General features: G+C 68.0%; 25 protein-coding genes and 1 pseudogene. 14 read left to right on the top strand and 12 right to left on the bottom strand.

Annotated elements, in window-relative coordinates; all coding sequences use genetic code 11:
* Window positions 1-208 precede the first annotated feature (208 nt).
* Window positions 209-634, top strand: a complete 426-nt coding sequence (locus ACIA12_RS29875) for a carboxymuconolactone decarboxylase family protein (protein ID WP_396371171.1) — start codon at window positions 209-211, stop codon at window positions 632-634.
* Between the two features lie 112 nt (window positions 635-746).
* Here ACIA12_RS29875 and ACIA12_RS29870 read toward each other — a convergent pair whose 3' ends face one another.
* Entirely contained in the window at window positions 747-2,636 is a 1,890-nt protein-coding gene (locus tag ACIA12_RS29870) for a hypothetical protein (protein WP_396370505.1), read from the bottom strand.
* A 61-nt stretch (window positions 2,637-2,697) separates the two neighbouring features.
* Here ACIA12_RS29870 and ACIA12_RS29865 point away from each other — a divergent pair, with 61 nt between their 5' ends.
* Window positions 2,698-3,666: a helix-turn-helix transcriptional regulator gene (locus ACIA12_RS29865; protein ID WP_396370504.1), complete on the top strand. Its 969-nt coding sequence runs from the start codon at window positions 2,698-2,700 to the stop codon at window positions 3,664-3,666.
* On the opposite strand, the gene ACIA12_RS29860 is transcribed toward ACIA12_RS29865, so the two are convergent.
* Window positions 3,629-4,624, bottom strand: coding sequence for a P1 family peptidase (locus ACIA12_RS29860; protein ID WP_396370503.1), 996 nt, complete (start codon window positions 4,622-4,624; stop codon window positions 3,629-3,631). The genes ACIA12_RS29865 and ACIA12_RS29860 overlap by 38 nt on opposite strands.
* 102 nt (window positions 4,625-4,726) lie before the next feature.
* Here ACIA12_RS29860 and ACIA12_RS29855 point away from each other — a divergent pair, with 102 nt between their 5' ends.
* Genes ACIA12_RS29855 through ACIA12_RS29845 form a run of 3 tightly spaced genes read left to right on the top strand, consistent with a single transcriptional unit; the run spans window position 4,727 to window position 6,342 of the window.
* The gene (locus ACIA12_RS29855; RefSeq protein ID WP_396370502.1) at window positions 4,727-4,990 is read left to right on the top strand and encodes a phosphoribosyl-ATP diphosphatase; all 264 of its coding nucleotides are present in this window, start codon (window positions 4,727-4,729) and stop codon (window positions 4,988-4,990) included.
* A 45-nt stretch (window positions 4,991-5,035) separates the two neighbouring features.
* Complete coding sequence (hisG, locus tag ACIA12_RS29850) at window positions 5,036-5,881, top strand: ATP phosphoribosyltransferase (RefSeq protein ID WP_396370501.1); 846 nt, start codon at window positions 5,036-5,038, stop codon at window positions 5,879-5,881.
* Window positions 5,882-5,886: 5 nt separating this feature from the next.
* Window positions 5,887-6,342, top strand: a complete 456-nt coding sequence (locus ACIA12_RS29845) for a PH domain-containing protein (RefSeq protein ID WP_396370500.1) — start codon at window positions 5,887-5,889, stop codon at window positions 6,340-6,342.
* Here ACIA12_RS29845 and ACIA12_RS29840 read toward each other — a convergent pair.
* The 3 genes from ACIA12_RS29840 to ACIA12_RS29830 are packed head-to-tail and all read right to left on the bottom strand — an operon-like array spanning window position 6,339 to window position 8,496.
* The gene (locus ACIA12_RS29840) at window positions 6,339-7,229 is read right to left on the bottom strand and encodes an aldose 1-epimerase family protein (protein WP_396370499.1); all 891 of its coding nucleotides are present in this window, start codon (window positions 7,227-7,229) and stop codon (window positions 6,339-6,341) included. The two genes, ACIA12_RS29845 and ACIA12_RS29840, sit on opposite strands and share 4 nt — an antisense overlap.
* Before the next feature lie 27 nt (window positions 7,230-7,256).
* Window positions 7,257-7,991 (bottom strand): uridine kinase, encoded by a 735-nt coding sequence (locus ACIA12_RS29835; RefSeq protein WP_396370498.1) that lies wholly within the window; start codon window positions 7,989-7,991, stop codon window positions 7,257-7,259.
* Entirely contained in the window at window positions 7,978-8,496 is a 519-nt protein-coding gene (locus ACIA12_RS29830) for a hypothetical protein (protein WP_396370497.1), read from the bottom strand. Before ACIA12_RS29830 ends, ACIA12_RS29835 begins: the two co-directional genes overlap by 14 nt.
* 167 nt (window positions 8,497-8,663) lie before the next feature.
* Here ACIA12_RS29830 and ACIA12_RS29825 point away from each other — a divergent pair, with 167 nt between their 5' ends.
* Window positions 8,664-8,942 (top strand): hypothetical protein, encoded by a 279-nt coding sequence (locus ACIA12_RS29825; protein WP_396370496.1) that lies wholly within the window; start codon window positions 8,664-8,666, stop codon window positions 8,940-8,942.
* A pseudogene (locus tag ACIA12_RS29820) lies at window positions 8,849-9,500 on the top strand (MarR family transcriptional regulator). Before ACIA12_RS29825 ends, ACIA12_RS29820 begins: the two are co-directional and overlap by 94 nt.
* 3 nt (window positions 9,501-9,503) lie before the next feature.
* Here the strand turns inward: ACIA12_RS29820 and ACIA12_RS29815 are convergent.
* On the bottom strand, window positions 9,504-9,977 hold the full coding sequence (locus ACIA12_RS29815; protein ID WP_396370495.1) for a pyridoxamine 5'-phosphate oxidase family protein: 474 nt from the start codon (window positions 9,975-9,977) through the stop codon (window positions 9,504-9,506).
* Window positions 9,978-10,045: 68 nt separating this feature from the next.
* Here ACIA12_RS29815 and ACIA12_RS29810 point away from each other — a divergent pair, with 68 nt between their 5' ends.
* Window positions 10,046-10,537: an SseB family protein gene (locus ACIA12_RS29810; RefSeq protein ID WP_396370494.1), complete on the top strand. Its 492-nt coding sequence runs from the start codon at window positions 10,046-10,048 to the stop codon at window positions 10,535-10,537.
* Here the strand turns inward: ACIA12_RS29810 and ACIA12_RS29805 are convergent, their stop codons facing one another.
* Genes ACIA12_RS29805 through ACIA12_RS29790 form a run of 4 tightly spaced genes read right to left on the bottom strand, consistent with a single transcriptional unit; the run spans window position 10,538 to window position 14,260 of the window.
* Window positions 10,538-11,779: an FtsX-like permease family protein gene (locus ACIA12_RS29805; protein WP_396370492.1), complete on the bottom strand. Its 1,242-nt coding sequence runs from the start codon at window positions 11,777-11,779 to the stop codon at window positions 10,538-10,540.
* Window positions 11,761-13,008: an ABC transporter permease gene (locus ACIA12_RS29800; RefSeq protein ID WP_396370491.1), complete on the bottom strand. Its 1,248-nt coding sequence runs from the start codon at window positions 13,006-13,008 to the stop codon at window positions 11,761-11,763. Before ACIA12_RS29800 ends, ACIA12_RS29805 begins: the two co-directional genes overlap by 19 nt.
* The gene (locus tag ACIA12_RS29795; RefSeq protein WP_396370490.1) at window positions 13,005-13,823 is read right to left on the bottom strand and encodes an ABC transporter ATP-binding protein; all 819 of its coding nucleotides are present in this window, start codon (window positions 13,821-13,823) and stop codon (window positions 13,005-13,007) included. Before ACIA12_RS29795 ends, ACIA12_RS29800 begins: the two co-directional genes overlap by 4 nt.
* The gene (locus tag ACIA12_RS29790; protein WP_396370489.1) at window positions 13,820-14,260 is read right to left on the bottom strand and encodes a hypothetical protein; all 441 of its coding nucleotides are present in this window, start codon (window positions 14,258-14,260) and stop codon (window positions 13,820-13,822) included. The genes ACIA12_RS29795 and ACIA12_RS29790 overlap by 4 nt, the downstream gene beginning before the upstream one ends.
* A gap of 134 nt (window positions 14,261-14,394) precedes the next feature.
* On the opposite strand from ACIA12_RS29790, the gene ACIA12_RS29785 reads away from it, so the two are divergent.
* Both ACIA12_RS29785 and ACIA12_RS29780 read left to right on the top strand, forming a co-directional pair.
* Window positions 14,395-15,117 carry a TetR/AcrR family transcriptional regulator gene (locus tag ACIA12_RS29785; RefSeq protein WP_396370488.1) on the top strand — a complete coding sequence of 241 codons (723 nt, stop codon included), beginning with the start codon at window positions 14,395-14,397 and terminating at the stop codon, window positions 15,115-15,117.
* A 61-nt stretch (window positions 15,118-15,178) separates the two neighbouring features.
* Window positions 15,179-17,239, top strand: coding sequence for a GTPase domain-containing protein (locus tag ACIA12_RS29780; protein WP_396370487.1), 2,061 nt, complete (start codon window positions 15,179-15,181; stop codon window positions 17,237-17,239).
* 73 nt (window positions 17,240-17,312) lie between these two features.
* Here ACIA12_RS29780 and ACIA12_RS29775 read toward each other — a convergent pair whose 3' ends face one another.
* The gene (locus tag ACIA12_RS29775; RefSeq protein WP_396370486.1) at window positions 17,313-18,479 is read right to left on the bottom strand and encodes a glycosyl hydrolase; all 1,167 of its coding nucleotides are present in this window, start codon (window positions 18,477-18,479) and stop codon (window positions 17,313-17,315) included.
* 45 nt (window positions 18,480-18,524) lie between these two features.
* Window positions 18,525-19,544 (bottom strand): LacI family DNA-binding transcriptional regulator, encoded by a 1,020-nt coding sequence (locus ACIA12_RS29770; RefSeq protein WP_396370485.1) that lies wholly within the window; start codon window positions 19,542-19,544, stop codon window positions 18,525-18,527.
* Between the two features lie 94 nt (window positions 19,545-19,638).
* Between ACIA12_RS29770 and ACIA12_RS29765 the strand changes: the two genes are divergently transcribed.
* Genes ACIA12_RS29765 through ACIA12_RS29750 form a run of 4 tightly spaced genes read left to right on the top strand, consistent with a single transcriptional unit; the run spans window position 19,639 to window position 24,141 of the window.
* Window positions 19,639-20,931, top strand: a complete 1,293-nt coding sequence (locus ACIA12_RS29765) for an ABC transporter substrate-binding protein (RefSeq protein ID WP_396370484.1) — start codon at window positions 19,639-19,641, stop codon at window positions 20,929-20,931.
* A gap of 3 nt (window positions 20,932-20,934) precedes the next feature.
* A complete protein-coding gene (locus ACIA12_RS29760; protein WP_328327152.1) occupies window positions 20,935-21,813 on the top strand; it encodes a sugar ABC transporter permease in 879 nt (292 codons plus the stop codon).
* The gene (locus ACIA12_RS29755; protein WP_396370483.1) at window positions 21,810-22,730 is read left to right on the top strand and encodes a carbohydrate ABC transporter permease; all 921 of its coding nucleotides are present in this window, start codon (window positions 21,810-21,812) and stop codon (window positions 22,728-22,730) included. The genes ACIA12_RS29760 and ACIA12_RS29755 overlap by 4 nt, the downstream gene beginning before the upstream one ends.
* Before the next feature lie 40 nt (window positions 22,731-22,770).
* Complete coding sequence (locus ACIA12_RS29750; protein WP_396370482.1) at window positions 22,771-24,141, top strand: discoidin domain-containing protein; 1,371 nt, start codon at window positions 22,771-22,773, stop codon at window positions 24,139-24,141.
* Window positions 24,142-24,228 lie beyond the last annotated feature (87 nt).

Raw genomic sequence — 24,228 nt, 5'->3', positions numbered from 1 at the left:
GTCTGTTCTGGCCGGTCGGGGTCAGCCACAGGACACCGCCCGGTACCGCGCTGTGACACGTCCACCCAGTGGTCCACGTCACGTCCCCATACCGTCACAGCAGACCACCCCGGCGGTGCCTTGTGTCCGACAAGACAACCACTTTGGAGCGTGCACGATGAAACAAGCTCGCGTTGACCTCGCCGCCAACCCCGTCTCGGGGAAGCTGATGAAGCACTTCATCGCCATGCACCGGATCCTCACGGACTCGCCGTTGCCGGCCGCCACCCAGCACCTGGTGACGCTGCGCGCCAGTCAGATCAACGGCTGCAGCGTCTGCACCGACATGCACGCGAAGGACGCGTTTCATGGCGGTGAAACCCAGGACCGGATCAACCTGGTCGCGGCCTGGCGGGAGGCAGGCGTGTTCAGCGAGGCCGAGCGCGCGGCGCTTGAACTGGCCGAGCAGGGCACCCGGATCGCTGACGCGGCCGGCGGCGTGAGCGACGAGGTGTGGGCGAACGCCGCCAAGTACTACGACGAGGACCAACTCGCCTCGCTGGTGTGCCTGATCAGCCTGATCAACTCGGCCAACCGCCTCAACGTCCTGGTTCGGCAACCCGTAGGCAACTACCAACCAGGCCAACTCGCCTGACCCCGCCGACCCCGCCCGGCCCCGCCCGCCCCCTGATCCCGCCCGACCCCGCCCGACCCCGCTGACCACGCTGACCCCGCCCGACCCCGCTGACGCCGCTGACGCTGGCGGGTCAGGCGGTGCGGGTGTGGCGCATTTTCCAGTTGCTTACCCAGGTTTCGCCGTTGTCGGTGGAGAAGAGTTGTTCCCAGGCGGCGTGGGTGGCGCCTGGGGTCCAGACGAAGCGGACGTCGATCGGTTGGCCGTTCCATTCGTCGGGGCCTTCGAAGACTCCGAGGCCATCGTTGCTGAAGGCACCGATCACGGGAGTCTCCAGGGTGCCACGGAGGCTGTTGATCCAGTGGATGGACCAGGTCCCCGCAGTCGGGTTGTAGAGGCGCAGCGTCGCGCCGCGGAAACCCTCGGTCGGGAACCAGCCTTCGTCGAAGCTCACCGCGCCGTCGAAGTACGAGTAGACCTTCATCTTCGAGTCGACCTCGTACCACGACGCGGACTCGCCCAAGGCCGGCCGGCGGCGTTCGTTGTGCATGTCCCACTCGCCGACCAGGAAGTCGAAATCGCTGGTGGGCTTGGGGATGTCGACCCGCGGCGGCTCGGTCGAGCGCCGGGTGAAGTCCATCCTCCAGTTCACCTCCCAGGTCACCCCGCCGTCCTCGGAGAACGACTGCTCCCAGTGCGCGGTCGTCTCGGTGATGTCCGACCAGGCGTAGCTGACCAGGATCGGCTTGCCGTCGAGCTCCTCCTCGCCGGTCAGCCAGCAGGACTTGCCGTCCTCGGCCCAGCGCCCCTTCACCGGCGGATACAGCTCCATCGTCGTGCTGTTGATCCAGTAGATGGTCCAAGCCTTGGTCAAAGGGTCGAACAACCGCACGGACATCCCGTACGACGCTTTGCCCGGGAACTGCATCTCGTCGATGCTGATCGCCCCGTCGAAGTGGGTCCGCGCGGTACACGTGCCCTCGTAACTTTGCCAGTCGTCGCTTCCGACGAAGACTTTGTTCAAGGTCTGATGCCGGACATCGAAGTACCCGTCGAGGAAGTCGAAGTCGCTCGTCAGCTTCGGAAACATCCGGCTGAAGGTCATCGACCAGTTGCTCTCCCAGGTCGCGCCGCCGTCGACGGAGAAGGCCTGCTCCCAGACCGGCACCTCGCCCTTCGTCCACCGGAACCGGACATCCACGGGCTGCCCGTCATGCGTGTCCGGGCCCTCAAGGATGCCGACGCCGTCCGCCCCGAAGCCGCCGTACACGGGCGGCTCCAGCACGCCGCGCTTGCTGTTGATCCAATGGATCGCCCACGCGCCGGCCTCCACGTCGTACAGGCGAACCGTCATCCCGTCGAAGTCCTCGGTCGGGAAGAAGGTCTCGTCGATGCAGACGGCGCCGTCGAACAGCGTGTACGCCTCGGCCGTACCCGCGTACTCGCGCCACTCGTCGCTGCCGGTCAGCGGGGAGATGAGCTGGCGATGCTGCACCTTCCAGGAGCCGACGAGGAAGTCGAAGTCGCCGGTGACCTTGGGGGCGTCGAGCGCCGGCGGCTCGGTCGATCGGCGGGTCAGGTCCATCGTCCAGTTGGTCTGCCAGGTCTCGCCGTCGTCTTCGGAGTACGCCTGCTCCCAGTGCGCGGTCGTCTCCGTGACGTCGGACCAGCGCAGCCGGACGGGGATCATCCGGTCGCCGAGGTCGTCCTCGCCGTACAGGGTGCAGACCCCGTCCGACCAACCGCCGCGGACCGGCGGCTGGAGCTTGCCCGTCTTGCTGCTGACCCAGTAGACCGTCCAGATCTTCTCGGCCGGGTCGTACAGGCGAAGTGACATCCCGTACGCCGCCTTGCCCGGGAACCGCGCCTCGTCGACACTCACCGCACCGCCGTGGTGGGTGCGGCCGGTGTGCGTGCCGGCGAACTCGTCCCACTCGCCGCTCGAGGTGAGGACGCGATGGACTACGTCGAAGTGGCCGTTGAGGAAGTCGAAGTCGCCGGTGACCTTGGTGAGTGTGCTCATGTCCAAAGCCTCTCGCCTATACCTGACAGTGAGTGGCAGTGATTAGGACTAACCTCTCGATATGCGCTCGAGCCGGCTTCTCCAGATCCTTCTGCTGCTGCAGACGCGGCGGCAGTTGACCGCGCGCGAGCTCGCCGAGGAGCTGGAGGTGTCGCTCCGGACGATCTACCGCGACGTCGAGGCGCTCGCGGCGGCCGGCGTACCGGTCTACGCCGATCAGGGGCGCGCGGGCGGGTACCGGCTGGTCGACGGGTATCGCACCAAGCTCACCGGACTCAACGAGGGGGAGGCGGCGGCGCTGTTCCTGGTGGGGATGCCCGGGCCGGCGGCGGCGCTCGGGTTGACCGAGCAGACGAGTTCGGCCGAGTTGAAGCTGCTCGCGGCGCTGGCTCCGGATCAGCGGGATCGCGCCGGGCGGCTGAAGAACCGGTTCCACCTCGACATGCCCGCGTGGTACCGGGATGCCGAGGAGTCGCCGTACCTGTCCGCGGTCGCGTCGGCGGTGATGGAGGACCGGCGGATCAAGGTGCTGTACCGCCGGTGGGAGGCGCCGCGCGAGGTCGAGCGGACGCTGGAACCGTACGGGCTGGTCCTCAAGAACGGCACCTGGTACGTCGTCGCCGCGGCACCCGGCGGCGTGCGGACGTACCGCGTCTCCAACATCCTGCAACTGGCCCCGACCGACGAAACCTTCACTCGCCCTGACGGCTTCGACCTGGCGAAGCGCTGGCAGGAGCATCTGGACCGCTTCGAGTCCGAACGCCTCACCGGCGAAGCCCTGATCCGCCTCTCACCCCGCCTCGTCGCCAGTCTCGCCGACCTCTCCGCAACCCTTCTCCTGAAGGCGATCGCCGACACCGACGCCCAGCCGGCCGCCGACGGCAGCATCACCGTCGCGGTCCCGATCGAATCGGTACCCAACGCCGCGACTCAACTGATCCGCTTCGGCAGCTCGCTGGAGGTGCTGGAGCCCGCCGAGTTGCGCGCCGAACTCAAACGACTGGCGGAGTCGGTCGCCGCGCTCTACTGACCAGCTCGTGCGGTACGGCGTACTGCGTGTTCCCGTTGTAGCCGGTCACCGTCGTCGCCATCGTCAACGAGTTGAGCAACGCCTCTTCCACCGCTTCCATCGTCGCCTGGAACACCCCCTTCAACTCGTACTCCCGCATCGCCGGCGCCCGACTGGTGCTGAACGCGATCGCATAATCCCCACTCCCCGGCGAAAAGTCCGACCCCACCCGCCCCATCCCAAACACCGCCCGCCGAGCGACACGACCCAGTTGCCGGGCGTCGAGCGGCAGATCGGTGGCGACGATGATCACGCAAGAATTCCCCTCCGGCACCGGCATCTCCACCGGCGGCACCACCGGAGTCCCAAGCACAGTCAAAGTCCCCGAAAAGTTCGCCTGCACCAGCACCCCAACCACCCCATCTGCGACCTGGCGAGACGCAGTACCGATACCTGCCTTGAAGCCCAAGGCAACCGTGCCGGTTCCCGCTCCGACGTTCCCCTCGGCAGGAAGCTCTGCCGAGGCGGAGTCGAGGGCCGCGAAGACGTGCTCGGGGGTGATCGGACGGGAGCGGATATCCGACAGGTACCCGTCGTTGGTCTCACCGACGACCGGATTGAGGCTGATCGCCGCCGGATCCCGAGCCAGCAGCCAACTGACGAGCGCATCGGCCACCCGAAACACCGAGAGCGTGCCGGTCAGAAGTACCGGCGTCTCCAAAACCCCAAGCTCCTCCACCTGCGTCGACCCCACCAACTTCCCATACCCATTCCCAACAGCAATCGCGCCCGGCAGCCCCCCGGCATACCCAGGCTGCCCATCTGTATACCCAGGCGGCACGACCGCCGTGACCCCCGTGTTCACCGATCCGCCGACCAGCGTGCTGTGGCCGACCAGTACGCCGGGAACGTCGGTGATCGCGTTCAGCGGACCAGGCGGCAAGGAGCCGGGGACGACGCCCAGGGCGCGGATTCTCATGCCGCCATCGTCGGGCAGACCGGCGTCCCGTAGTACCGGAAAGTCCGGAGGGCGAGACCTGGGCGGGAGGGGTGTGGGGGCGACCTCTAGGGTGGTGGGGCGATGAAGACCTTTGATGAACTCTTCGCCGAGCTGGGCGAGAAGGCGCTGAACCGACCGGAGGGCTCCGGGACGGTGGCCGCGCTGGATGCCGGCGTGCACACGATCGGGAAGAAGCTGGTCGAAGAGGCCGCCGAGTCCTGGATGGCCGCCGAGCACGAGGGCAAGGAACGGGCCGCGGAGGAGCTGAGCCAGCTGCTCTACCACGCGCAGGTGATGATGCACGCGCTCGGCCTGACCCTCGACGACGTGTACCGACATCTGTAGGAGTCCCGCACAGAGCCGGTTCACCTCTCACAGATTGGCCTAGTCATGCTGCGCGTCGCAGTACCCAACAAAGGCTCGCTGAGCGAAGCCGCCATCTCCATCCTGTCCGAGGCAGGCTACCGGCAGCGCCGGTCCACCAAGGACCTGTCGCTGACCGACCCGGACAACGGCGTCGAGTTCTACTACCTGCGCCCGCGCGACATCGCCGTGTACGTCGGTGAGGGCACCCTCGACGTCGGCATCTCCGGCCGCGACCTGGTGCTCGACTCGCACGCCGACGCCGACACCATCCTCGAGCTCGGCTTCGGCGGCTCCACCTTCCGGTTCGCCGGCCGCCCCGGCGTGGCGCAGTCGGTCAAGGACCTGCAGGGCAAGCGGATCGCCACCAGCTTCGCCGGCATCCTCGGCGACCACCTGACCGAGAACGGCGTCGACGCGTCCGTCGTCAAGCTCGACGGCGCGGTCGAGTCCGCGGTACAGCTCGGCGTCGCCGACGTGATCGCCGACGTCGTCGAGACCGGTACCACGCTGCGCCAGGCCGGCCTCGAAGTGTTCGGCGACGTGATCCTCAAGTCCGAGGCCGTGCTGATCCGCCGTCACGGGGTCGAGCAGCCGGCCGGGCTGGAGCAGCTCGTCCGCCGGCTCGAAGGCGTCCTGGTCGCGCGCAACTACGTGATGATGGACTACGACATCCGCGCCGAAGCCGTCGAGGCCGCGAACGCGGTCGCGCCCGGACTCGAGTCGCCGACGGTCTCGCCGCTTCATCGCGAAGGCTGGGTCGCGGTCCGGGTGATGGTGCTCCGGGCCGACGCACAGCGGATCATGGACCAGCTCTGGGAGGTCGGGGCGCGCGCGATCCTGACCACCGACATCCACGCCTGCCGGATCTGAGCGCGATGACCCCGAAGGCCCCGGCGCCGAAGGTGCTGTGGACGTTCCATCCCTGGGCCATCGCCGTGATGGCCGGCGTGATGGGACTGTCGATCGTCGCCGTCTTCGGGGTGATCTGGTTCCGTCTGTCGCCCGAGTCCCGCGACACCTTCAGCCTCTTCCAGCAGCTCACCCTGCTCGCGTTCTTCGGCACGGTGCTCTACCTGCTGTACCGGATGGCGACGGTCCGCGTCACGGCGTACGAGGACAGCCTGCGGGTCCGCAACGTCTTCCGCACCTACCGCTACCCGTGGAAGGACGTGAAGGCGTTGCGTTTCCGCGCGGGCGACCCGTGGCTCCAGCTCTTCGACACCGAAGGCAACCGCCTGGGCATCCTCGCGGTCCAAGCCTCCGAAGGCGCCCGGGCAGGCCGGGCCGCCAAGGAGCTGGCGGCCGTGGCCCGCTCGCACGGAGCCGGCTAGATACTCACCCTGAAGCTGGTGGAGTGTTCGTCGCCCGGCTTCAGCACGACGAGGTCGTCGCCGCTGATGAAGGCGTCGGGCGGACAAGTCATCGGCTCGACGGCCAGGCCGACGCGGTCGAGGGCGTTGGCCGTGTAGAGCTGCATCCACCTGGTATCGCTGGTCAGGCGGGCGGAGTTGCCGGTGGCAGGGTCGGTGAGGCGGACTTCCCAGGTCGCCGGCAGGTTGGTGAAGGCGTTGTCGATGTCAAAATCCTGTACTTCCCGAGCCTGACCGAAGTCGTACCGCGACCCGGCGACCGGCGCGAGTCCGACCGGGCTCAGCCGATCCGGGGTGACCTGGAGCCAGTCGCCGGCTGTGAATTCGAGCTCGCACTGGTCGATCTGGACGCCGACGGTGAGGTATGGATGGCAGCCGTACCCGTACGGCGCGTCGCCGGCGCCCACGTTGACCGCCCGAGCCGTGACGGTCAGGCCGTTGGTCGCGTCGAGCTGGTAGGTGAGGGTCAGGTCCAGCTGATGCGGGTACCCCGGCTGCCCGTGCAACCGGTAGCTCGTCTCGACGACCGACTCGTCGCTGCCGTCGTCGGCGCGCTCCCAGTTGGCCCAGCGGGTCAGGCCGTGGATCGCGTTCTGGCGGGCCGGCTCGGTCAGGTACAGCTGCTGGTCGACGCCCTGGAACGTGTACTTCCCATCCGTGATCCGGTTCGGCCAGGGGAACAGGTGCTGGCCGATGCCCGCTCGCGCGGGTTGGTCCTCTGGATAGCCGAGTAGCACTTCGCGCCCGGCGTACGAGAGTCCCCGCAACCCACCTCCCACGCTCACCACGGTCCCGGAGTACTCCCCGGCGCGAATGGTCCACTGCTCACCCGACGGCAGAACGCTCATACCCCCATCTTCCCGCACGCGCCGTGCTCAGGAGGCGGCGGAGTCATGGGGGAGATTGACGGACTTGGTGATGAGCTCGAGGGCTGGGTCGTGGGGGAGGGTGGGGTTGCCGTCGACGATCAGGTTGGCGCGGGTACGGGTGTTCTCGGTGGCGAAGTGATCGCGTTCCCAGCGCATCCAGTCGAGCCAGCGGTCGCGCAGTGCCTCGCCGTCGCGTTCGATGCCACGGTCGAGGCGGATCTCGTTGGTCGTCTCGATCCAGATCTTCAGCGACTGCCAGCGGTCGGCGTCGCGGTCGCAGGAGGTGACGCCTTCGACGATCAGGAGCTCGACGGTCGCCGGTACCAGATGCAGCTCCGCGTATGCACCGACAGCCCAGTCGTAGCGCCGGTACCGTCCCTCGCGGCCGTCGGCGAGGCGGCTGAGCACGTGGTCCCGCAGGAGCGCGAAACCCTGTACTGCGCCGTCCCAGCCGGCGTACAGGTCGTCCATGTGGAGCACCCCGGTCCGCAGGCCGCGCGCCTCCGCACGCGCGGCGAAGCGGTCGGCCAGGGTGCTCTTGCCGGATCCAGCCGGGCCGTCGATGCTGATCAGCCGGGTCTTCCCGAGTCGGGCAGGAGCCGCCTGGACGTGGTCGAGCAGGCTGTCGATGGTCACCGGCCGCCCGTCAGAGGGCCGGTCGGGCCGCGGCTGGCCGGCCGTCTGGTTGGTCAGGGGCAAGGTGTTGAGGGAGTCGCTGGTCAGGCGATTAGTTGATTCCATGGCGCTTCAGGATGTCCTCGATCTCGTCGAACTCCGACGATTCCTGACCCTTCGCCGCCCTGGGGGCTTTGGAAGGCTTCTGGGTCTTGGCGGGCCCGCCGGCGGTGGCCGGGGCGGGGCCGCTGGCGGTCAGTTCACCGATCGCGTCAGAGGCCGGCCGGGTGGCCGACTGGGGCTTGGGTGCCTTCTCCCTGTTCCCACTCCGGCCCTTGGCCAAGCCGGAGACGACGTAGAGCACGACCGAGACGCCGAACAGCGCCACGCCCGCCCATACGGTGGGGGAGAAGATCAGGTGCGCGACCCAGCTGCTGACAGACTTCACCACGTCCCAGAGCAGCTCGAGCAGCCCGGTCAGGTACAGCGAGACCGGGAGCAGCGACCAAGCCACGCCACGGACACCCGAAGCGAGTCCGCGGCGCCGCCAGGCGGCCCACGAACCGATCAGGCCGAGCAGCGTGAGGCCGACACAGAACGGCAGCAGCGTCAGATCGTTGAAGTCAGGCACATCTCCAGGCTCGCACAAGTCCGCCCGGATCCAAGGGGGGAAAGGCCCTGACACCACCCTGAAACGCCCCCCGGCCGACTCCCGTGCGGAGCGGCCCCGGGGTTGCGTACCGTCCCGGGGTACGGGTTTGCTGTTCGTCCACGACGAGTGGGTCACCACGACGGGAGATGCCGATGACGTCGCACCCGCTGACCAAGGTCCATCGCATGTTCGAGCTCGTCGAGCCGCTCGCCACGGTCAGCTTCTCCGACGTGGTGACCGAGGCGTTCCGGGCCCTCGGTCTGCGCAACTACTGGGACGGGTACTTCGCAGGCCGCGCCGCGCCGCGCCGCTGGGCCTGGCGCCGGCCGAGGTGGTGCACGCGGCCTTCTACAACTTCGCTGACGGCGAGGTGGCCCGGCACATCCCCTGGGTGTGGGCGAAGACCACCCCGGAGGAGGCGATAGCCGTTCGCGAGCAGGGCAGCGCCACCACACTGAGGCAACGGATGGGGCAGCTCGCCGACTCGCCCGGACTGGTGCGGGCCACCGACCTCGCCACCCGGGCAGCGATCAGCGCGCCCACCGAAGGCCGGGTCCTGTACGCCGGCCTACGCGCTCGCAGTACCTGAGGAGCCGGTGGCCAGGCTCTGGCACGCGGCGACGCTGCTCCGGGAGCACCGCGGGGACGGCCACAATGCTGCCCTTGCCGCTCACGGAATCGGTGGCACCGAAGCTCACGTCCTGATGGCTCTCTCCCTCGGGATGAGGCCGGAGGAGTTCGACCGGCTCCATCATCTGCCGAAGGCGCAGCTCGCCGCTGTCATCGACGGGCTGCGCGACCGCGGCCTCGTGGACGCCGCCGGCGGATTCACCGACGCCGGCCGGGAGACCCGGGAGCGGATCGACGCCCTCACCGATGAGCTGGCGGCGCCGGCGTACGAAGTACTCAGCGTCGACGAACTCGACGAGCTGGTCGGATGGCTCGAGCCGATCGCCGCAACGGCCCAGGCCGGTGATCACTGAGGTCTAGCTGAGGTCCACTGTCATTCGCCGGTCAGTGCCTGTTCCGTACTCCGGGTGCCGGCCGGGGATGTGGATGGAGTGCTCGCTGATCCGGGCCCGGTACAGCCGCCGGACCTCTGGATCACGCAGTTCCGCCGCGGTGAACTGCTTGAGTCCCGGGAACCGGGTCCAGACAACCGTGTCGAGGCATCCCTCCAACTCGTCGTCCGGGACCACCTCTGCCCGGGCGATCAAGTAGACCGCCTCCCCGCTGCCGATCTCCGCCGCGGAGTCGAACACCACCATGCTGACGTCGGGGCGCTCGGCAAGGTTGCGTGAATGGTGTGATTCGAAGGACGACACCCAGTAGACGATCGAGTAGCCATCCGGCGAGAAGTACAGCGGAGACACCCGCGGGCGACCGTCGGGGTCCACGGTTCCGAGAACCAGGTACCGATTGCTGTCGATCAAGTGCTTGGCCAACGTGGCGGGTCCCATACCGGAGAATCTAACTGCGCCAGGGGCCGCTGCCCGTTGCTCGGTAAGGCGCGGGGGACAATGGGCGGGTGCAACCAGAACGCAAGCTTGCCTTCACCGGGTTCGATGATGATGACGGGTCGGCTGATCCTGCGCTGGGTCAGGCGCTGATGGACCGGGATCACGGGGCGATTCTGGCGGCGTTGACGAAGGCGCGGTTGCTGGTGCCGGTGGTGGCGATGCTGGGGGAGGTCGAGTACGACGAGCGCGGGCTGGCGCATGACAAGACTTCCGACATGGCCGTGGCGCTGCTCAAGGGGCAGGACGGGCGAAACGCGCTGCTGGCGTTCACGAGCACCGAGAGCCTGAAGCTGTGGAGCCCTGAGGCCCGGCCGATGCCCGCGCTGGCGCAGCTGGTGGCGACCGCCGCGATCCAGGAGGGCGCCGCCGCGATCGTCCTCGACGTCGCCGGCCCGGCGCCCGCCGTGGTGGAAACAGACGACGTACGCCGGATAGCCGCCGGCCTCCAGGTGGTCAGACTGGAAGACGGCGGCTACGGCTGGATCTCAACCGGCGACTGATCAGCCGGCGGGGGAGTTGACGGCTTCCATGGGCTTGGGGCGCATTGCCAGACGGCCGGCGATGCCGGTGACTGGGAGGACCAGGAGCAGGACGAGGACGATCCAGCCGAGCAGAACCCAGATCGGGCCGGACGGGATCGGCCAGCCGCGGGTTGCGATGGCGATCGGGAAGACGCTGAAACAGGCGGCGACCAGCCCGAGTACCAGCCCGAGAGCCGCGATCACCAGGTTCTCCAGGTAGAGCATCTTCGACACCTGCTTGCGCGTCGACCCGGTCAACCGCTGCAACCCGAACTCACGCCGCCGATCCAGCACCGCGACGGCGATCGTGTTGATCGAGGCGATCGCCGTGTAGGCAATCGCGATCGCCGCCAGCAGGTAGGCGATCCAAGCGTCGATCCCGAGCCCGGCGTCGTACTCCGCGGAGAGCAACGACCGCCCGCCCACCGTGATCCCCGGCCATCCCTGCAGATCCACAGGCTCAGAGGTCCTCAGCAGGACCTGTGAAGGCAACCCAGCCGTGGTGTGCGCCGCCAACAGGGCCGACGGCAACAAGATCGACTCGTATCCCGAAGTACCGTCGACCAGCGCCACGATCTTCACCTTGACCAGCGCATCGTCACCCAGCCGCACACCGATCTGATCCCCGAGACCAACCTTCAAGTGCTTGGCCGCACCCGGCGGCAGCGCGACCGTGTCACCGGTGAGTTGATCCAGCGACCCAGCACGGACTTTCCCCTTGTAGACAGGCCCGTTCAGCCCGAGCAACGGCCACGGATCGCTCGTGTGAGTGGTGTCGTACGGCTCCTCGATCCACCCTTTGCTCCGAACCAGCTCCGACGCCGCCGTAACCCCCGGCGCACTCCGCACCTGCTCGAACAGCCCCGCCGGAATCCCGCCCACATCGCCCGTGATGACGGTATCGGCGATCAGATTGTCCGTGTACGCCTCGACCGCCGCCTTCTGCTGCGTCGTCTGCGAGTAGATGTTGCCCAGCGCAATCGCCGTGGCCAGCGTGATCGGCACCAGAATCGCCGCGAACTGCACGGCCCGGACCCGTAGGTTGATCGCAGCCAGTACGCCGTTCGTCCCGGCCCGCCGCTCGAGGAACGCCGTGATCCGAGGGGTGAGCATCGCTCGAATCACCAGCGGACCGAGCACGGCGACCGCGATCGACCCGGTGAGCACCGCCGGCCCACCGATCGCGGCGGCGTTCGTCGGACTCATGAAGATCGTCGACATCCCGACCCCGACCTCGCCGCGGCGAACACCGCCCCGATGATCAGCCGCACCCGAGCGATCACAACCGGCGGTACCGCAGCCTCCGTCAGCGCTTGAATCGGCCTGATCCGGGCCGCCCGTCCAGCAGCGAACCCAACCGTCAGCCGGAGGATCACCAACGTCAGCACGGCCGCCCCCGCGAACGGCAGCGGTCCCTGATCGAACCGCAGCGCCGACGGTACGACGCCGTTCCCGCTCAGCATCCCGAAGATCCAGCGACCCATCGTCCGACCCAGCAGCAACCCGCCGACCAGCGCGAGGATCGCCACCAGCATCGTCTCGGCGACGACCATCTTGCGCACCTGGCCAGGCGTCGCGCCACTGGTCCGCAGCAACGCGAGCTCCCGGCGCCGCTGCCGGACGGACAACCCGATCGTCGCGGACACGACCAGCGCCATCACCACGGCGACCATGCCACCGAACACGCCCGACAAGATGATGAGCGGAAGACTGGTCGCGATCCCGGCGAACTCCGCCGCGCCCCGCTCGTCCCCGGTCAACGCCGACACACCCGCCGGCAACTCCAGCCGCTTGACGAGCTCTGCCGCCGAAGTACCGGCTGCTGGAAACACCCCGATAGCGTCGACCCGAGCCGGAGAGTCGACAACGGCGAAGAAGATGGACGGTATGTCGACGTGGTGTTGAGCCGAGGCAACCCCAGCCAGGACGAAGTCCCGAGCCGTGCCATCCACGATGACTTTCACCTTGTCACCGGGCTTGGCGCCGCGCGTCAGTCGGTTGTCGAGGATGACCTGCCCGGCCGCGGGGGCAGTACCGGAGATCAGCTTGTACGGCGTAAGCGCGGCAGCAGTCCATGGGTGGCCGGCCAGCACAGCGATGCCGGATGTGGCGAGGCTCTTGCTGGAGGCAACGACTGCCGGGAATGAGACGTCCGGGATCGCTTGTGCGACTCCTTCGACCCCGGCGAGCTTGGCGACCAGGGACGGGTCGACGCCGTGGCGCTCGGGGTACGCGACGGACCCCGAGCCGTTCGGCGGGTGGTAGGCGGGCCGGCCGGTCACGATGATCGGCGCGTTCGCCAGGCGTTGAGGTGCGGCGTCGAGCCGCAGCCCGGTCTCGAGCAGCCCGCCCGCGGCCGACATCAGCGAACTGCCGAGCAGCACCGCGACGAAGATCGCGAGAAAGGCCGCGGTACGGAACCGCAAGCTGGACAACGCGAGCCGGATCATCGGAGCCCCCGGGAGTCAGTAGGCGGAGCCGGCGACCGGCTGGCCAGAGCATCGCCGGAGCGGCCTGGGCTGCGGCCGTCCGGGCGGGCGGAGCGGGACAGCTTGGCGAGTTCCGCAGCGACGGTCTCGGCGGTCGGGGCGGGAGACTCGGAGACGATGTGGCCGTCGACGAGGAAGACCACGTTGTCGGCGTACGAGGCCGCGACCGGGTCGTGCGTGACCATCACGATCGTCTGTCCGGAGGCGCGAGCCTGGTCGCGCAGCAGCGACAGCACTTCCAGCGCGGTCTGGGTGTCCAGCGCACCGGTCGGCTCATCCGCGAAGGTGATCGCCGCCGAACCGGCCAGCGCGCGAGCGATGGCGACCCGCTGCTGCTGGCCACCTGACAGCTCGCTCGGCCGGTGCTTGGCGCGCTCGCTCAGCCCGACCCGCCGGATGACCTCGGTCACCCACCCCTCGTCCGGTGTCCGGCCGGCGAGCGTCTGCGGCAACACGATGTTCTGCCGGACGGTCAGCGCCGGCATCAGGTTGAACGCCTGGAACACGAAGGCGACGTGCTCACGCCGGAGTTCGGTCAGCGCGGTCTCGTCGAGGCCGCGCAACGGCGTACCGGCCAGATGGACCTCGCCCGAGCTGGGCTCGTCCAGTCCGGCGGCGCAGTGCAGCAGCGTGCTCTTCCCGGAACCGGACGGACCCATCACCGCGGTAAAGGTGCCTTGGGCAAAGGAGTAGCTCACCCCGCCCAGCGCGGTGACCGCGCTGGGCCCGGAGCCGTACACCTTCTGTACTTCGCTCAGCTCAACCGGAGCATTCATCGGGCGACCCGAAGGTCGAGCTGGGACCTGCGGTGGTACGACTCGTTGCTCCACCACAAGACGCCGACCGCCAGCCCGAGGCCGACGTCGGACCAGAGCCACCACGGCCAGTCGAGGTGGCCGAAGGCGGCGAGCACGACCCAGATCACGAACTGGATCGCGCAGACCGCGAGCCAGCCGACCGCCGCGATCCGCAGCGCGAGGGTCAGGCCGGTCGGCGGTACCGCGTCGTGCAGACCGGCCAGTACCTCCCGCAGCTCGCCGCGACGGTGGGACGCATTCAGCAGCCGGTGCCGGTCGGCAGCCTGCTGCGCGGACACGATTCCTTGCCGGGCGGCGCTCTCGATCTTGGCGTGCGCCGCCTGCTTGTCGGTGTAACTGAGCTCCTGCTCGTCGGGTGAGACCAGCGGGCCGAGGGTTGCCGTCAATGTGTTCATGGCAAATAGCGTATGGGTTGAACAGTTTCACTTTGGATGGTCTTGGAACCCGTTTCACCGGTGGTGCTAGGTCCCCTGCGCGCCGGGTGCCTGGCCTTCCTGTCTCCAGCGGCCGAGTGCGGAAAGATGGGGGTATGACTGAGGAGCCGGCGCAGCTACCGCCCGGCCTCGCCCTGTCCTGGGGCGTGCACCCGGTTCAGCGCCGCGGCCCGAAACCCGCGCTCACGGTCGACCAGATCGTCGCCACCGGGATCGAGTTCGGCGACGCGCAGGGCTTCGAGGCCATCTCGCTGCAGAAGATCGCGGCGCACCTCGGCGTCTCCACCAACGCGATGTACCGCTACCTGTCCTCCAAGGACGAGCTGATCGTGCTCGTCGCTGAGAAGGCCTGGGGCCGCGCACCGGAGCACATCATGCAGGCATCAGGCTGGCGTGAAGGAGCCCGCGCGTGGGTCAAGGCGCAGGTCGACCGGTACGCCGAACGCCCGTGGCTGCTCGACGTCCCCATCCGCGGCGCCCCGGCCACACCCAACCTGCTGCATTGGGTGGAGACCCTGCTGACGGTGATGGAAGACACCGGCCTGAGCCAGCACGACGCCCTCGGCTGCGCTGTCCTCTTCGACGGCTACGCGCGCAGCTACGCCAACCTCGCCCGCCAACTGGGAGCCAGCGACTCGGCCCCGGTCGAGTCGGCCGCCGTCGGCGCCTTCCTGGTCCCACGTCTCCAATCAGCCGGCTACCACCGGTTGCTGGCGATGTACACGAATCAGGAGTACGAGGACACCCTCGACGACGACTTCGACTTCGGCCTCGACCGCATCCTCGACGGCATCCAGGTACTCATCGACCGCCGGTGAGCAGGCCGGCGGCACGCGGACCTCGCTCGCGAGGGACCCCCGGCACCGACAGACTTACCGCGTGAGTGAGATCGATGGGCACAAGTACGAACTCCGCCACGCGCTGAACGGGGCGGACAAGTGGCTGACAGCAGGAAGGAGTCTGGGCCTGAGCCCGGAGCTCGACCAGCGGGAGCATCTGGACGAAGATCTCCGCACGATCCACCAGCTACGGACCAGGGCGTCCTCCTCGCTGATCACGGTGGCGATGCTCGGCTCGTTCTCCTCCGGCAAGAGCTTCCTGATCGGCGGACTGCAGGAGCGGCTGGACTACGCGCAGGTCAGCGACGACTACGGAGTCACCTCCGACCAGTACATCGGCCTGCTGCATTCCGCCGCCAAGGCGACCACCGCCTGCCCCGCCTCGGTCGTCCCGGTGCAGGACGACATCGAGGACGCCTCCGGGAAGGGCTTCTACCGGGTCCGGTTCACCGACGCCGACGCCAGGGACTGGGTCGATCTGGGTAATTCCCCGGCACCGTACGTCGTCAAGGCGTACACGACCCAGGACGCCCGGGCGATCGCGCGCGGACGACCGTCGGCGCACCACCGGCGGACGGTCGCCCAGCTGGAGATCTCGCTGGCCGAGCCGGTACTGCCGGCGAAGCTGTACGACCTGCCCGGGCACGGGTCGCTGCATCCGATCCACGACGAGATCGCGAACAACGCCTGGGCCGAGGCCGACTGCTTCATCTTCGCCACCCAGGCGACCCACGGCCTGACGATGGCCGACGACGCGATCATCAACCGGTTGTACCAGCACCATCTGTCCTCGTCCGGCAAGCGGGTGATCTGGGTGCTGACCGGGATCGACCGCGCGGCCACCGCGAACTACGACGGCAAGCCCGAATGGGAGGACCTGCTCGAGGAGACCAACCAGTACATGCGGGACAACTTCCCGCCCGGAACCGACGGCATCGATTCCTTCTTCCCCGTCGAGGGGTTCATCCCGGTCTCGGCGGCCTGGGAGGCGCTCGGCCGGTGGCATCAGAGCAAGGGCAACGAACTGCAGGCGAAGAAGCTGCTTGCCGCCAGCCGGATGGGACGGCTGCGCCGGACGCTGATCGACATGATCGAGTCCGGGACCGGGCACGAGCATCTGGCCCGGGTCGCGGTCGAGGCGCACAGCATCCTCGCGCCCCGCCAGCAGGTGCTGACCGAGCTGCTCGACTCCGCCCGGCTGCCGCTCGAGCAGCTCTCCTCCGAGCGTGAGGACCTCAGCCGCCGGCTGAACCAGCTGACCAAGGCGATCGCCGTCGTCCGCGACCAGCTCGAAGGCACCCTGCGGTACCACGTGAAGCGCACCGGCCAGACCTTCGACGGGCTGGCCGGGTACCTGCACGAGGAACTGGACGAGCCGATCCGGACGGCCAACCTGACCAAGGAGAAGGAAGCGATCCGGCTGGAGAACGAGAAGGCGCGGGTGCTCGAGGGCTGGGTGGCCAAGGGACCGGCCGAGTTCTGGAGCGCCGAGTTCGCCAGCTACACCGAGAACGTGCTGAACACGGTCCGCTCGCTGCTGCGCGACACCGAGCCGGCCCAGGACCTCGGCACGATCAGCGCCCGGGTCGATCTCAAGGAGCTGACCGTCCAGCCGTCGGCGCGGTATCGGACCGGAACCCAGGACATGATCCAGAAGATCTCCGGGTTCGTCAGCCTCTCCACACCGGTGGCCGCGGCGGTCGCGGCCAGCGCGGGGGTGATCGCCGGGCCGTTCCTCGCCGTACCGGCCGGCGTCAGCCTGCTCGCCGGGGTGGTCTACGCCGGGATCCGGAACCGCAGGAGCCGGACCACCGCGCTCGACCTGCTCCGGGAGGAGTGGGTCAGCGGTCTCGACGACACGGCGAAGAACTACCGCGAGGCGTTCGTGGTCGCCGCTGCGGCGCGTGGGCACGAGGTGATCGACCGCGCGATCGAACTGCTGTCGGACCGTCGCGACGAGCTGTCCCGCAAGATCATCCTGGTCGAGAGCCGGCTCGGTGAGCCGGAGAACACCGACAAGAGCGCCCTGGTCGCCCGCCTCGATCCGCACTGCCGTACCGGCGCCGAACTCCTCGCCGCTCTGCGCGCCGCCAGCCGCTGACGGTCAGGAAGGTCGTCACCCGCGCAGGAAGGAGCTGCAGGGCAGGGAACGGGATCTCGTCAGCACCGGGTCGTCAGGGCAGTTCGATGCGAACCGGGCTGGATGCGCGGGCTGCTACCCAGGCGCGATGGAAGTCGCTGCCGGGGGCCAGCTCTGCGCGACGGTTCGGCGCGGTGCGTGGGTTGACCGGGCTCTTCAGGGTGGTGGCCGGTTGGGGGTGGACGCCGTTGGCGCGGACCTCCGTGATGATGTCGGCCAGGGCCTGGGCGGCCGGCTTGCGGTGGTGGTCGACGGTGAAGAGGCCCAGGTCGTACTCGCGATCCGGGAAGTCGAGCAGGCGGCGGTCGATGTCGTGGGAGGACCACCAGGTGATGCCCCAGAGGGCGGGGTTGTGGACGACCAGGTCGACCGTGCGCCGGGTGAATTCGGCCTGCAGGTCGACCGGGATGTCCGGGCCCGGTACGCCGATCTCCTGCAACCACACGGGTCGAGAGCTGTCCAGCGAGGTGGCGGCCGCGAGCTCGACCAGGTAGTCGGCATGCGTCAGCGTCGCCGGACCGAGCGGGCCGTCCACCCGTGAGACCCCGTTGAAAACCCACGAGTGGACGGTGCTCAGATCACCCAGGTCGACGACGTCGGCCGGGAGGAAGGGGTGGTCGGGCTTGTACCAGGCGTCGTCGAAGACCGAGTGCAGCGCGAGGAGGTCAGGCGCGGCCTTCTTCAGCGTCAGCAGCAGGTCGTGGGCCCAGCGGGTGGAGGCTTCCGGTGTCGTCGAGCTGTCCGGCCAGAGGTTGTTGACCTCGTTGCCCAGCGTGATCGCGAAGACGTTGGGCTTGGTGGCGACCGCCCGGGCCACGGCGTCGACGTACGCGGTCAGTCCGTCCCGGACGATCTCGCTCTCGAACAGGCTGCTCTTGTGCCAGGTGAGCACCCAGGACGGCAGGAAGTCGAAGCTCGACAGGTGTCCCTGGATCAGGTCGACCGCGACCGTCAGGTCGTGCTCGGCGGCGGCGTCGATCAGGTCGAGCAGGTCGTCGATCGCGCGCTCGCGGATGATCGCCCGGTTCGGCTGGATCCACGGCCAGATCGGGAACACCCGGACGTGGTCCAGGCCGAGCCCGGCCAGATCGGCGAAGTCCCGGCGGACCGCGGCCGGATCGTAGTCGAGCCAGCTGTAGAACCACCCCGACGACGGGACGTAGTTCGCGCCGAACCGGGGCGTGGCGGGATCCGAGAGCATGAGAAGGATGCTAAATCGGTTTAGCAAAAACCGCCAGCCGCGCGCTCAGGAGCTGGGCGGCGCGGTCGACTCGCGGACCGTGAGGACCGGGTCGGCGGTCCGCAGGTTGATCACGTTGGTGGGATCGGCGATCACTTCGAGTAGTACTTCGGCGGCCTGCCGGCCGAACTCGAAGGTGTCGCGGGACAGCGCCGTCAGCGCGGGATGCATCAGCTGGGTGAGGATCGAGTCGTCGAAGGCGACGATCGACAGGTCGCCGGGGACGGAGACGCCCATCTCCATCGCGACCCCCAGGCCGGCCACGGCCATCACGTCGCTGTCGTAGACGATCGCCGTCGGGCGATCCGCCTGGGAGAGCAGTTTGCGCGTGGTGGCGGCACCCTCGGCGTCGCTGAAGTCGGTGGTCAGCGATGGCGCGTCGATCAGACCCAGGCGGGGGGCGGCGTCGCGGACGGCCCTGATCCGACGCTGGGTGTGCTGGAAGTTCGGCGTACCGGCCACGTGGGCGATCCGGCGGTGGCCGAGCGCGGCCAGGTAGTCGACGATCGAGAGCATCGCGTCCCGGTCGTCGGCCCACACCGAGGCGAGCGCGCCCTTGCCGCCGCGGCCGCCGATCACCACCGCAGGCAGTTCCAGCGCGCGCAGAGCGTCGATCCGCGGATCCCGCACGGTCAGGTCGACCAGGATCACGCCGTCGACTCGGTGCTCGGAGTTCCAGCGCTTGTAGACCTCGATCTCCGCCTCGGTGTTCTCGACGATCAGCAGCTGCAGCGAGATCGAGTGCGCCGACAGCCCGGACTGCAGGCCGGACAGCAGGTGGGCAAAGAACGGCTCGACGCCGAGCGTGCGGGCCGGCCGGGCGATCACCAGTCCGACGGAGTCCACCCGGGAGGCGCCCAGCGCGCGGGCGGCGCTGTGCGGGCGCCAGCTCATCTGCTCGGCGATCTGCAGGATCCGGGCCCGGGTCGCGTCGCTCACCCCGGGCCGCCCGTTGAGGGCGAACGACACCGCGCCCTTGGAGACCCCTGCCTTGCTGGCGATGTCCGCAATGGTCGGTCGTGCCATCGGAGCCTCCCTCACCTCATTGTCCCCTTGACAGCGGATTCTACGATGTGGATAGTGCAGGAGCTATACCGGTTTATCACCTCAGGAGAATTCCATGCGTAGTCGTCGTCTGACCGGAGTGGCAGCTCTTGCCGCCGCGGCACTCACTCTCACTGGTTGTGGCCTCGGATCCTCCGACGACACGTCGTCCGGGAGCAAGCCGACCGTTGACGCCAACGCCCAGGTGACGGGCGCCGTCAGCTTCCAGACCTGGGCCCTCAAGCCCAAGTTCACCTCTTACGTCGAAGGCGTGATCAAAGCCTTCGAGGCGAAGTACCCGGGCACCAAGGTCACCTGGCTCGACCAGCCGGGTGACGGCTACGACAAGAAGGTGCTGAGCCAGGCGTCCGCCGGCGATCTGCCTGACGTCGTCAACCTGCCGCCGGACTTCGCGCTGCCGCTGGCCAAGCAGTCGATGCTGCTCGACGTCGGCGCGGCCGACCCGAAGATCGCCGAGGAGTACGTCGAGGGCGGCGTACAGGCGTACCAATACCAGGGCCAGACCGGTACCTTCGGCTACCCGTGGTACCTGAACACCGACATCGACTATTGGAACGCGACCAAGTTCGCCGCGGCCGGTCTGGACGTGAAGAACCCGCCGAAGACCTTCGACGAGCTGCTCGCGGCCGCCAAGGTGATGCACGACAAGACCGGCGGCAAGGAGTACCTGATGAGCCGGCTGCCCGGCATCGGCGACTTCACCAACGCCGGCATCAAGGTGCTGTCCGACGACGGCAAGTCGTTCACCTTCAACACCCCCGAGGCCGCCGCACTGCTGGACAAGTACCGCGACGCCTACAAGGCCGGCTATCTGCCGCGCGACATCCTGACCCAGGAGTACCTGGGCAACTCCAAGCTCTTCACCCAGAACAAGGTCGCCTGGACCACCGGGGGCGGCAACTACATCGTCGACGCGGAGAAGGACAACCCGTCGCTGAAGGGCAAGATCGTCGCCTCTCCGGCGCTGGACACCCCGCCGCTGTACGTGCAGGGGCTGTCGGTCTCGGCCAAGACCAAGAACCAGGCGGCCGCGATCGCGCTGGCCCGCTTCGTCACCAACGCCGAGAACCAGGCCGCGTTCGCCAAGATCGTGAACATCTTCCCGTCCACCAAGGCGTCTGCTCAGGACCCGTACTTCTCCAAGAGCGACGGTACGCCGGAATCGGACGCGAAGGTGCTGGCGTTCGAGTCGCTGGCCAAGGCAAAGGTGCTGCAGCCGCCGGTGATCAGCGGCGCGACCAACGACTTCATCAACCAGCAGATCTCGCTCGCGATCTCCGGCAAGGTGACGTCCAAGCAGGCCCTCGACGCAGCGGTCGCCAAGGCCAACCAGCTGCTCGCCTCCTGATCGATGCGCTACCACCGCTGGTTCACGCCGTGGGTGCTGGTGATCCCGGCACTCGCCTGGTTGCTGGTGTTCAACCTCTGGCCGTCGATCAACACCGTCATCTTGTCGTTCACCAACGCCAAGCCGATCGGCGGCGGCACCTTCGTCGGGCTGAAGAACTTCGAGGCCCTGCTGCACGACGAGCAGTTGCGCTGGGCGCTGCTGAACAGCGTCATCTACATGGTGGTCTGCCTGCCGTTCCTGACCATCCTGCCGCTGCTGCTCGCCGTGCTGGTGGAGAAGAAGCTGCCCGGGATCACCTTCTTCCGGACCGCCTTCTACACCCCGGTGGTCGCCTCGGCGGTGGTGGTGGCGCTGATCTGGCAGTGGATCCTGGACGATCGCGGCCTGGTCAACGGCCTGGCCGAGAAGCTCGGCGTGATCTCCGGGCCGCTGCCGTTCCTGTCCGATCAGTGGCTGTTGCTGCTCAGCGCAATCAGTCTGACGATCTGGAAGGGGCTCGGGTACTACATGATCATCTACCTGGCCGCCCTCGGGAACGTCGGCCGTGAGCTGCACGAGGCCGCCGCGGTCGACGGCGCGTCGGCCTTCCGCCGGTTCCTCAACGTGACCATCCCGGGCGTCCGGGGAACGATGGTGCTGATCTCGATCCTGATCTCGGTGTCGGCCCTGCGGGTCTTTTCCGAGCTGTTCATCCTCAGCGGTGGCAAGGGCGGCCCGGGCGGCCGGGACAACTCGGTGGTGATGCTGATCCAGCAGTACAGCCAAGGCTTCGAGGGCAACCTCGGCTACGCGTCCGCGCTGTCGATCGTGCTGTTCTTCGTCACCGTCGTGCCAATGCTGGTGCTCGCCCGGATGAACCGAAAGGCGGCTGACGCATGAGTGTCGTGACCGATCCGGCCCGGCCGGTCGCGGTACCGGATGCTTCCGGTACTCCGCCGCGCAAGCGCAAGCGGGGGACCTTCAGCTTCAACTCGTTGTCGCCGACGGAGAAGGTCGTCCGGTACCTGCTGCTGGTGTTCGTCCTGATCATCACGATCGGCCCGTTCCTGTGGCAGCTGTCCACCTCGCTGAAGGGTTCGGGGGAGGACATCTACACCCGGATCCCGCGGTTGCTGCCGTCCCAGCCGACGTTGTCGCACTACGGCAAGGTCGCCGACACCATCCCGGTGTGGAACTACATGCGGAACTCGATCGAGGTCGCCTTCCTGGTGATCGGCGGCAACATCGTCGGCTCGTCGCTGGCCGGGTTCGCGCTGTCGCGGCTGGAGTTCCGGTTCCGCAAGGTCGTGCTCGGGCTGTTTCTGGCGACGCTGGTGCTGCCGGGCGAGGTGACGATCATTTCGCAGTACGTCACTGTGCGGGAGCTCGGACTGGCGAACACTCTGTTCGGGGTGGCGCTGCCCGGCATGATCGGCGCGCTGAACGTGCTGCTGATGTACAACGCGTTCCGGTCGCTGCCGCTCGAGGTGGACCAGGCGGCGGTGGTGGACGGCGCGAACGTGTGGCAGCGGTTCGTCTACATCGCGCTGCCGAGTGTCCGCGGAACCCTCAGCGTGGTGGCGATCTTCTCCTTCATCGGCGCCTGGGACGACTTCCTCTGGCCGCTGATCGTGCTGACCGACCCGGACAAGTACACGCTGACCGTCGGGCTGCAATACCTGTCCGGCACCTTCAGCAACGATCCCCGGCTGATCGCCGCGGGCACGATGATCGCGTTCATCCCGATCGTGATCGTGTTCGCGACCCTGCAGCGCTTCTTCTTCAAGGGCGTCGAGGAGGGCGCCGTGAAGGGTTAGTTCGAGTGTTTGCAATCCGCCCATTGCAAAGGAGCCCGTGATGTCCCCTACCCCTCGCTTCCCTTGGTTGCGTAAGGCAATTACCTTGGCGGCCGCCGTGCTGCTCGGCGGCGCTCTGCTGTCGACCGGCACGGCCCAGGCCGGTACGACGGCCGACAGCAAGCGGGTCGTCGTGTACTACCAGACCCAGTACGTCAACGGCGTCTACGTCTCGCCCAAGGCGCTGACCGACAACAACACCGGCGTCACGAACGTACTGGTCGGGGCGATCCACCTCGACCCGGACGTCGTGCACCTCAACGACGATCCGCCGGACGCCGCGAAGTTCACCCAGATGTGGGCCGACCTGCACGCGATGCAGGCGGCCGGCGTCAAGGTTTCGGCCTTCGTCGGCGGTGCCGCGCAGGGCAGCTTCCAGCGACTCGACACCGACTTCAACACGTACTACCCAAGGCTCAAGAACCTGGTCACGACGTACGGGCTGGACGGCCTCGACCTGGACGTCGAGGAGAGCATGTCGCAGGCCGGCATCAACCGGCTGATCGACCAGCTGACCACGGACTTCGGCACGGGCTTCATCATCACGCTGGCGCCGGTCGCGCCCGCGCTGACCGGTGGCGGCAACCTGTCGGGCTTCAACTACGAGACGCTGGAACGCGATCGCGGCGCCAAGATCGACTGGTACAACGCGCAGTTCTACTGCGGCTGGGGCTCGATGGCCAACACCACCGGCTACGACAACATCATCAACCGCGGGCTGATCCCGGCGTCGAAGGTGGTCGCCGGAGTGGTGACGAACTCGGCCAACTGCAGTGGGTACGTCGCGTTGCCGACGCTGAAGAGCACGCTGGCGGCGCTCGTCGCGAAGTACCCGACCTTCGGCGGCGTCGACGGGTGGGAGTACTTCAACTCCGACCCGGGTGGCACGTCGGCGCCGTGGCAATGGGCACGCGAGATGACCTCGGCGATGTCGGGCGGCTCCAGCGGTCCGGCGAACCTGGCTCTCAACAAACCGGCCACCGGCTCGGCCTCCTGCGCCTCCACCGAAGGCCCCGCCAAGGCCTTCAACGGCAGCGTCTCCGGTGGCAACTCCGACAAGTTCTGCTCGCTGGTCGCCACCAAGTTCCTCCAGGTAGACCTCGGTACTTCGCAAGCGCTCGGGTCAGTCGAAATCTCGCACGCCTCGGCCGGTGGCGAGTCCGCCTCCTACAACACCCGAGCCTTCACCCTGCAGACCTCCACCGACGGCTCCACCTGGACCACCCGCGCCACCGTCACGAGCAACACCGCGGGCGTCACCACGCACTCGGTAGCCGGTGTCTCGGCACGGTACGTCCGCCTCAACATCACCACTCCCACCCAAGGCACCGATCCTGCAGCCCGGATCTACGAGCTGAAGGTCTTCGCCTGACCTAGGGACCAGCAAGCCCGCGCCGAGCCTCCTTTCCTCGGCGCGGGCTTTGCTTTTTGTGAGCTGACGAGCATGTTCGTAACGAAC

Source organism: Kribbella sp. NPDC051620, from assembly GCF_044453825.1.
GTDB lineage: Bacteria > Actinomycetota > Actinomycetes > Propionibacteriales > Kribbellaceae > Kribbella.
Note: the sequence above shows the minus strand (reverse complement) of the source record. Positions and strands in the feature narration are given on the sequence as shown.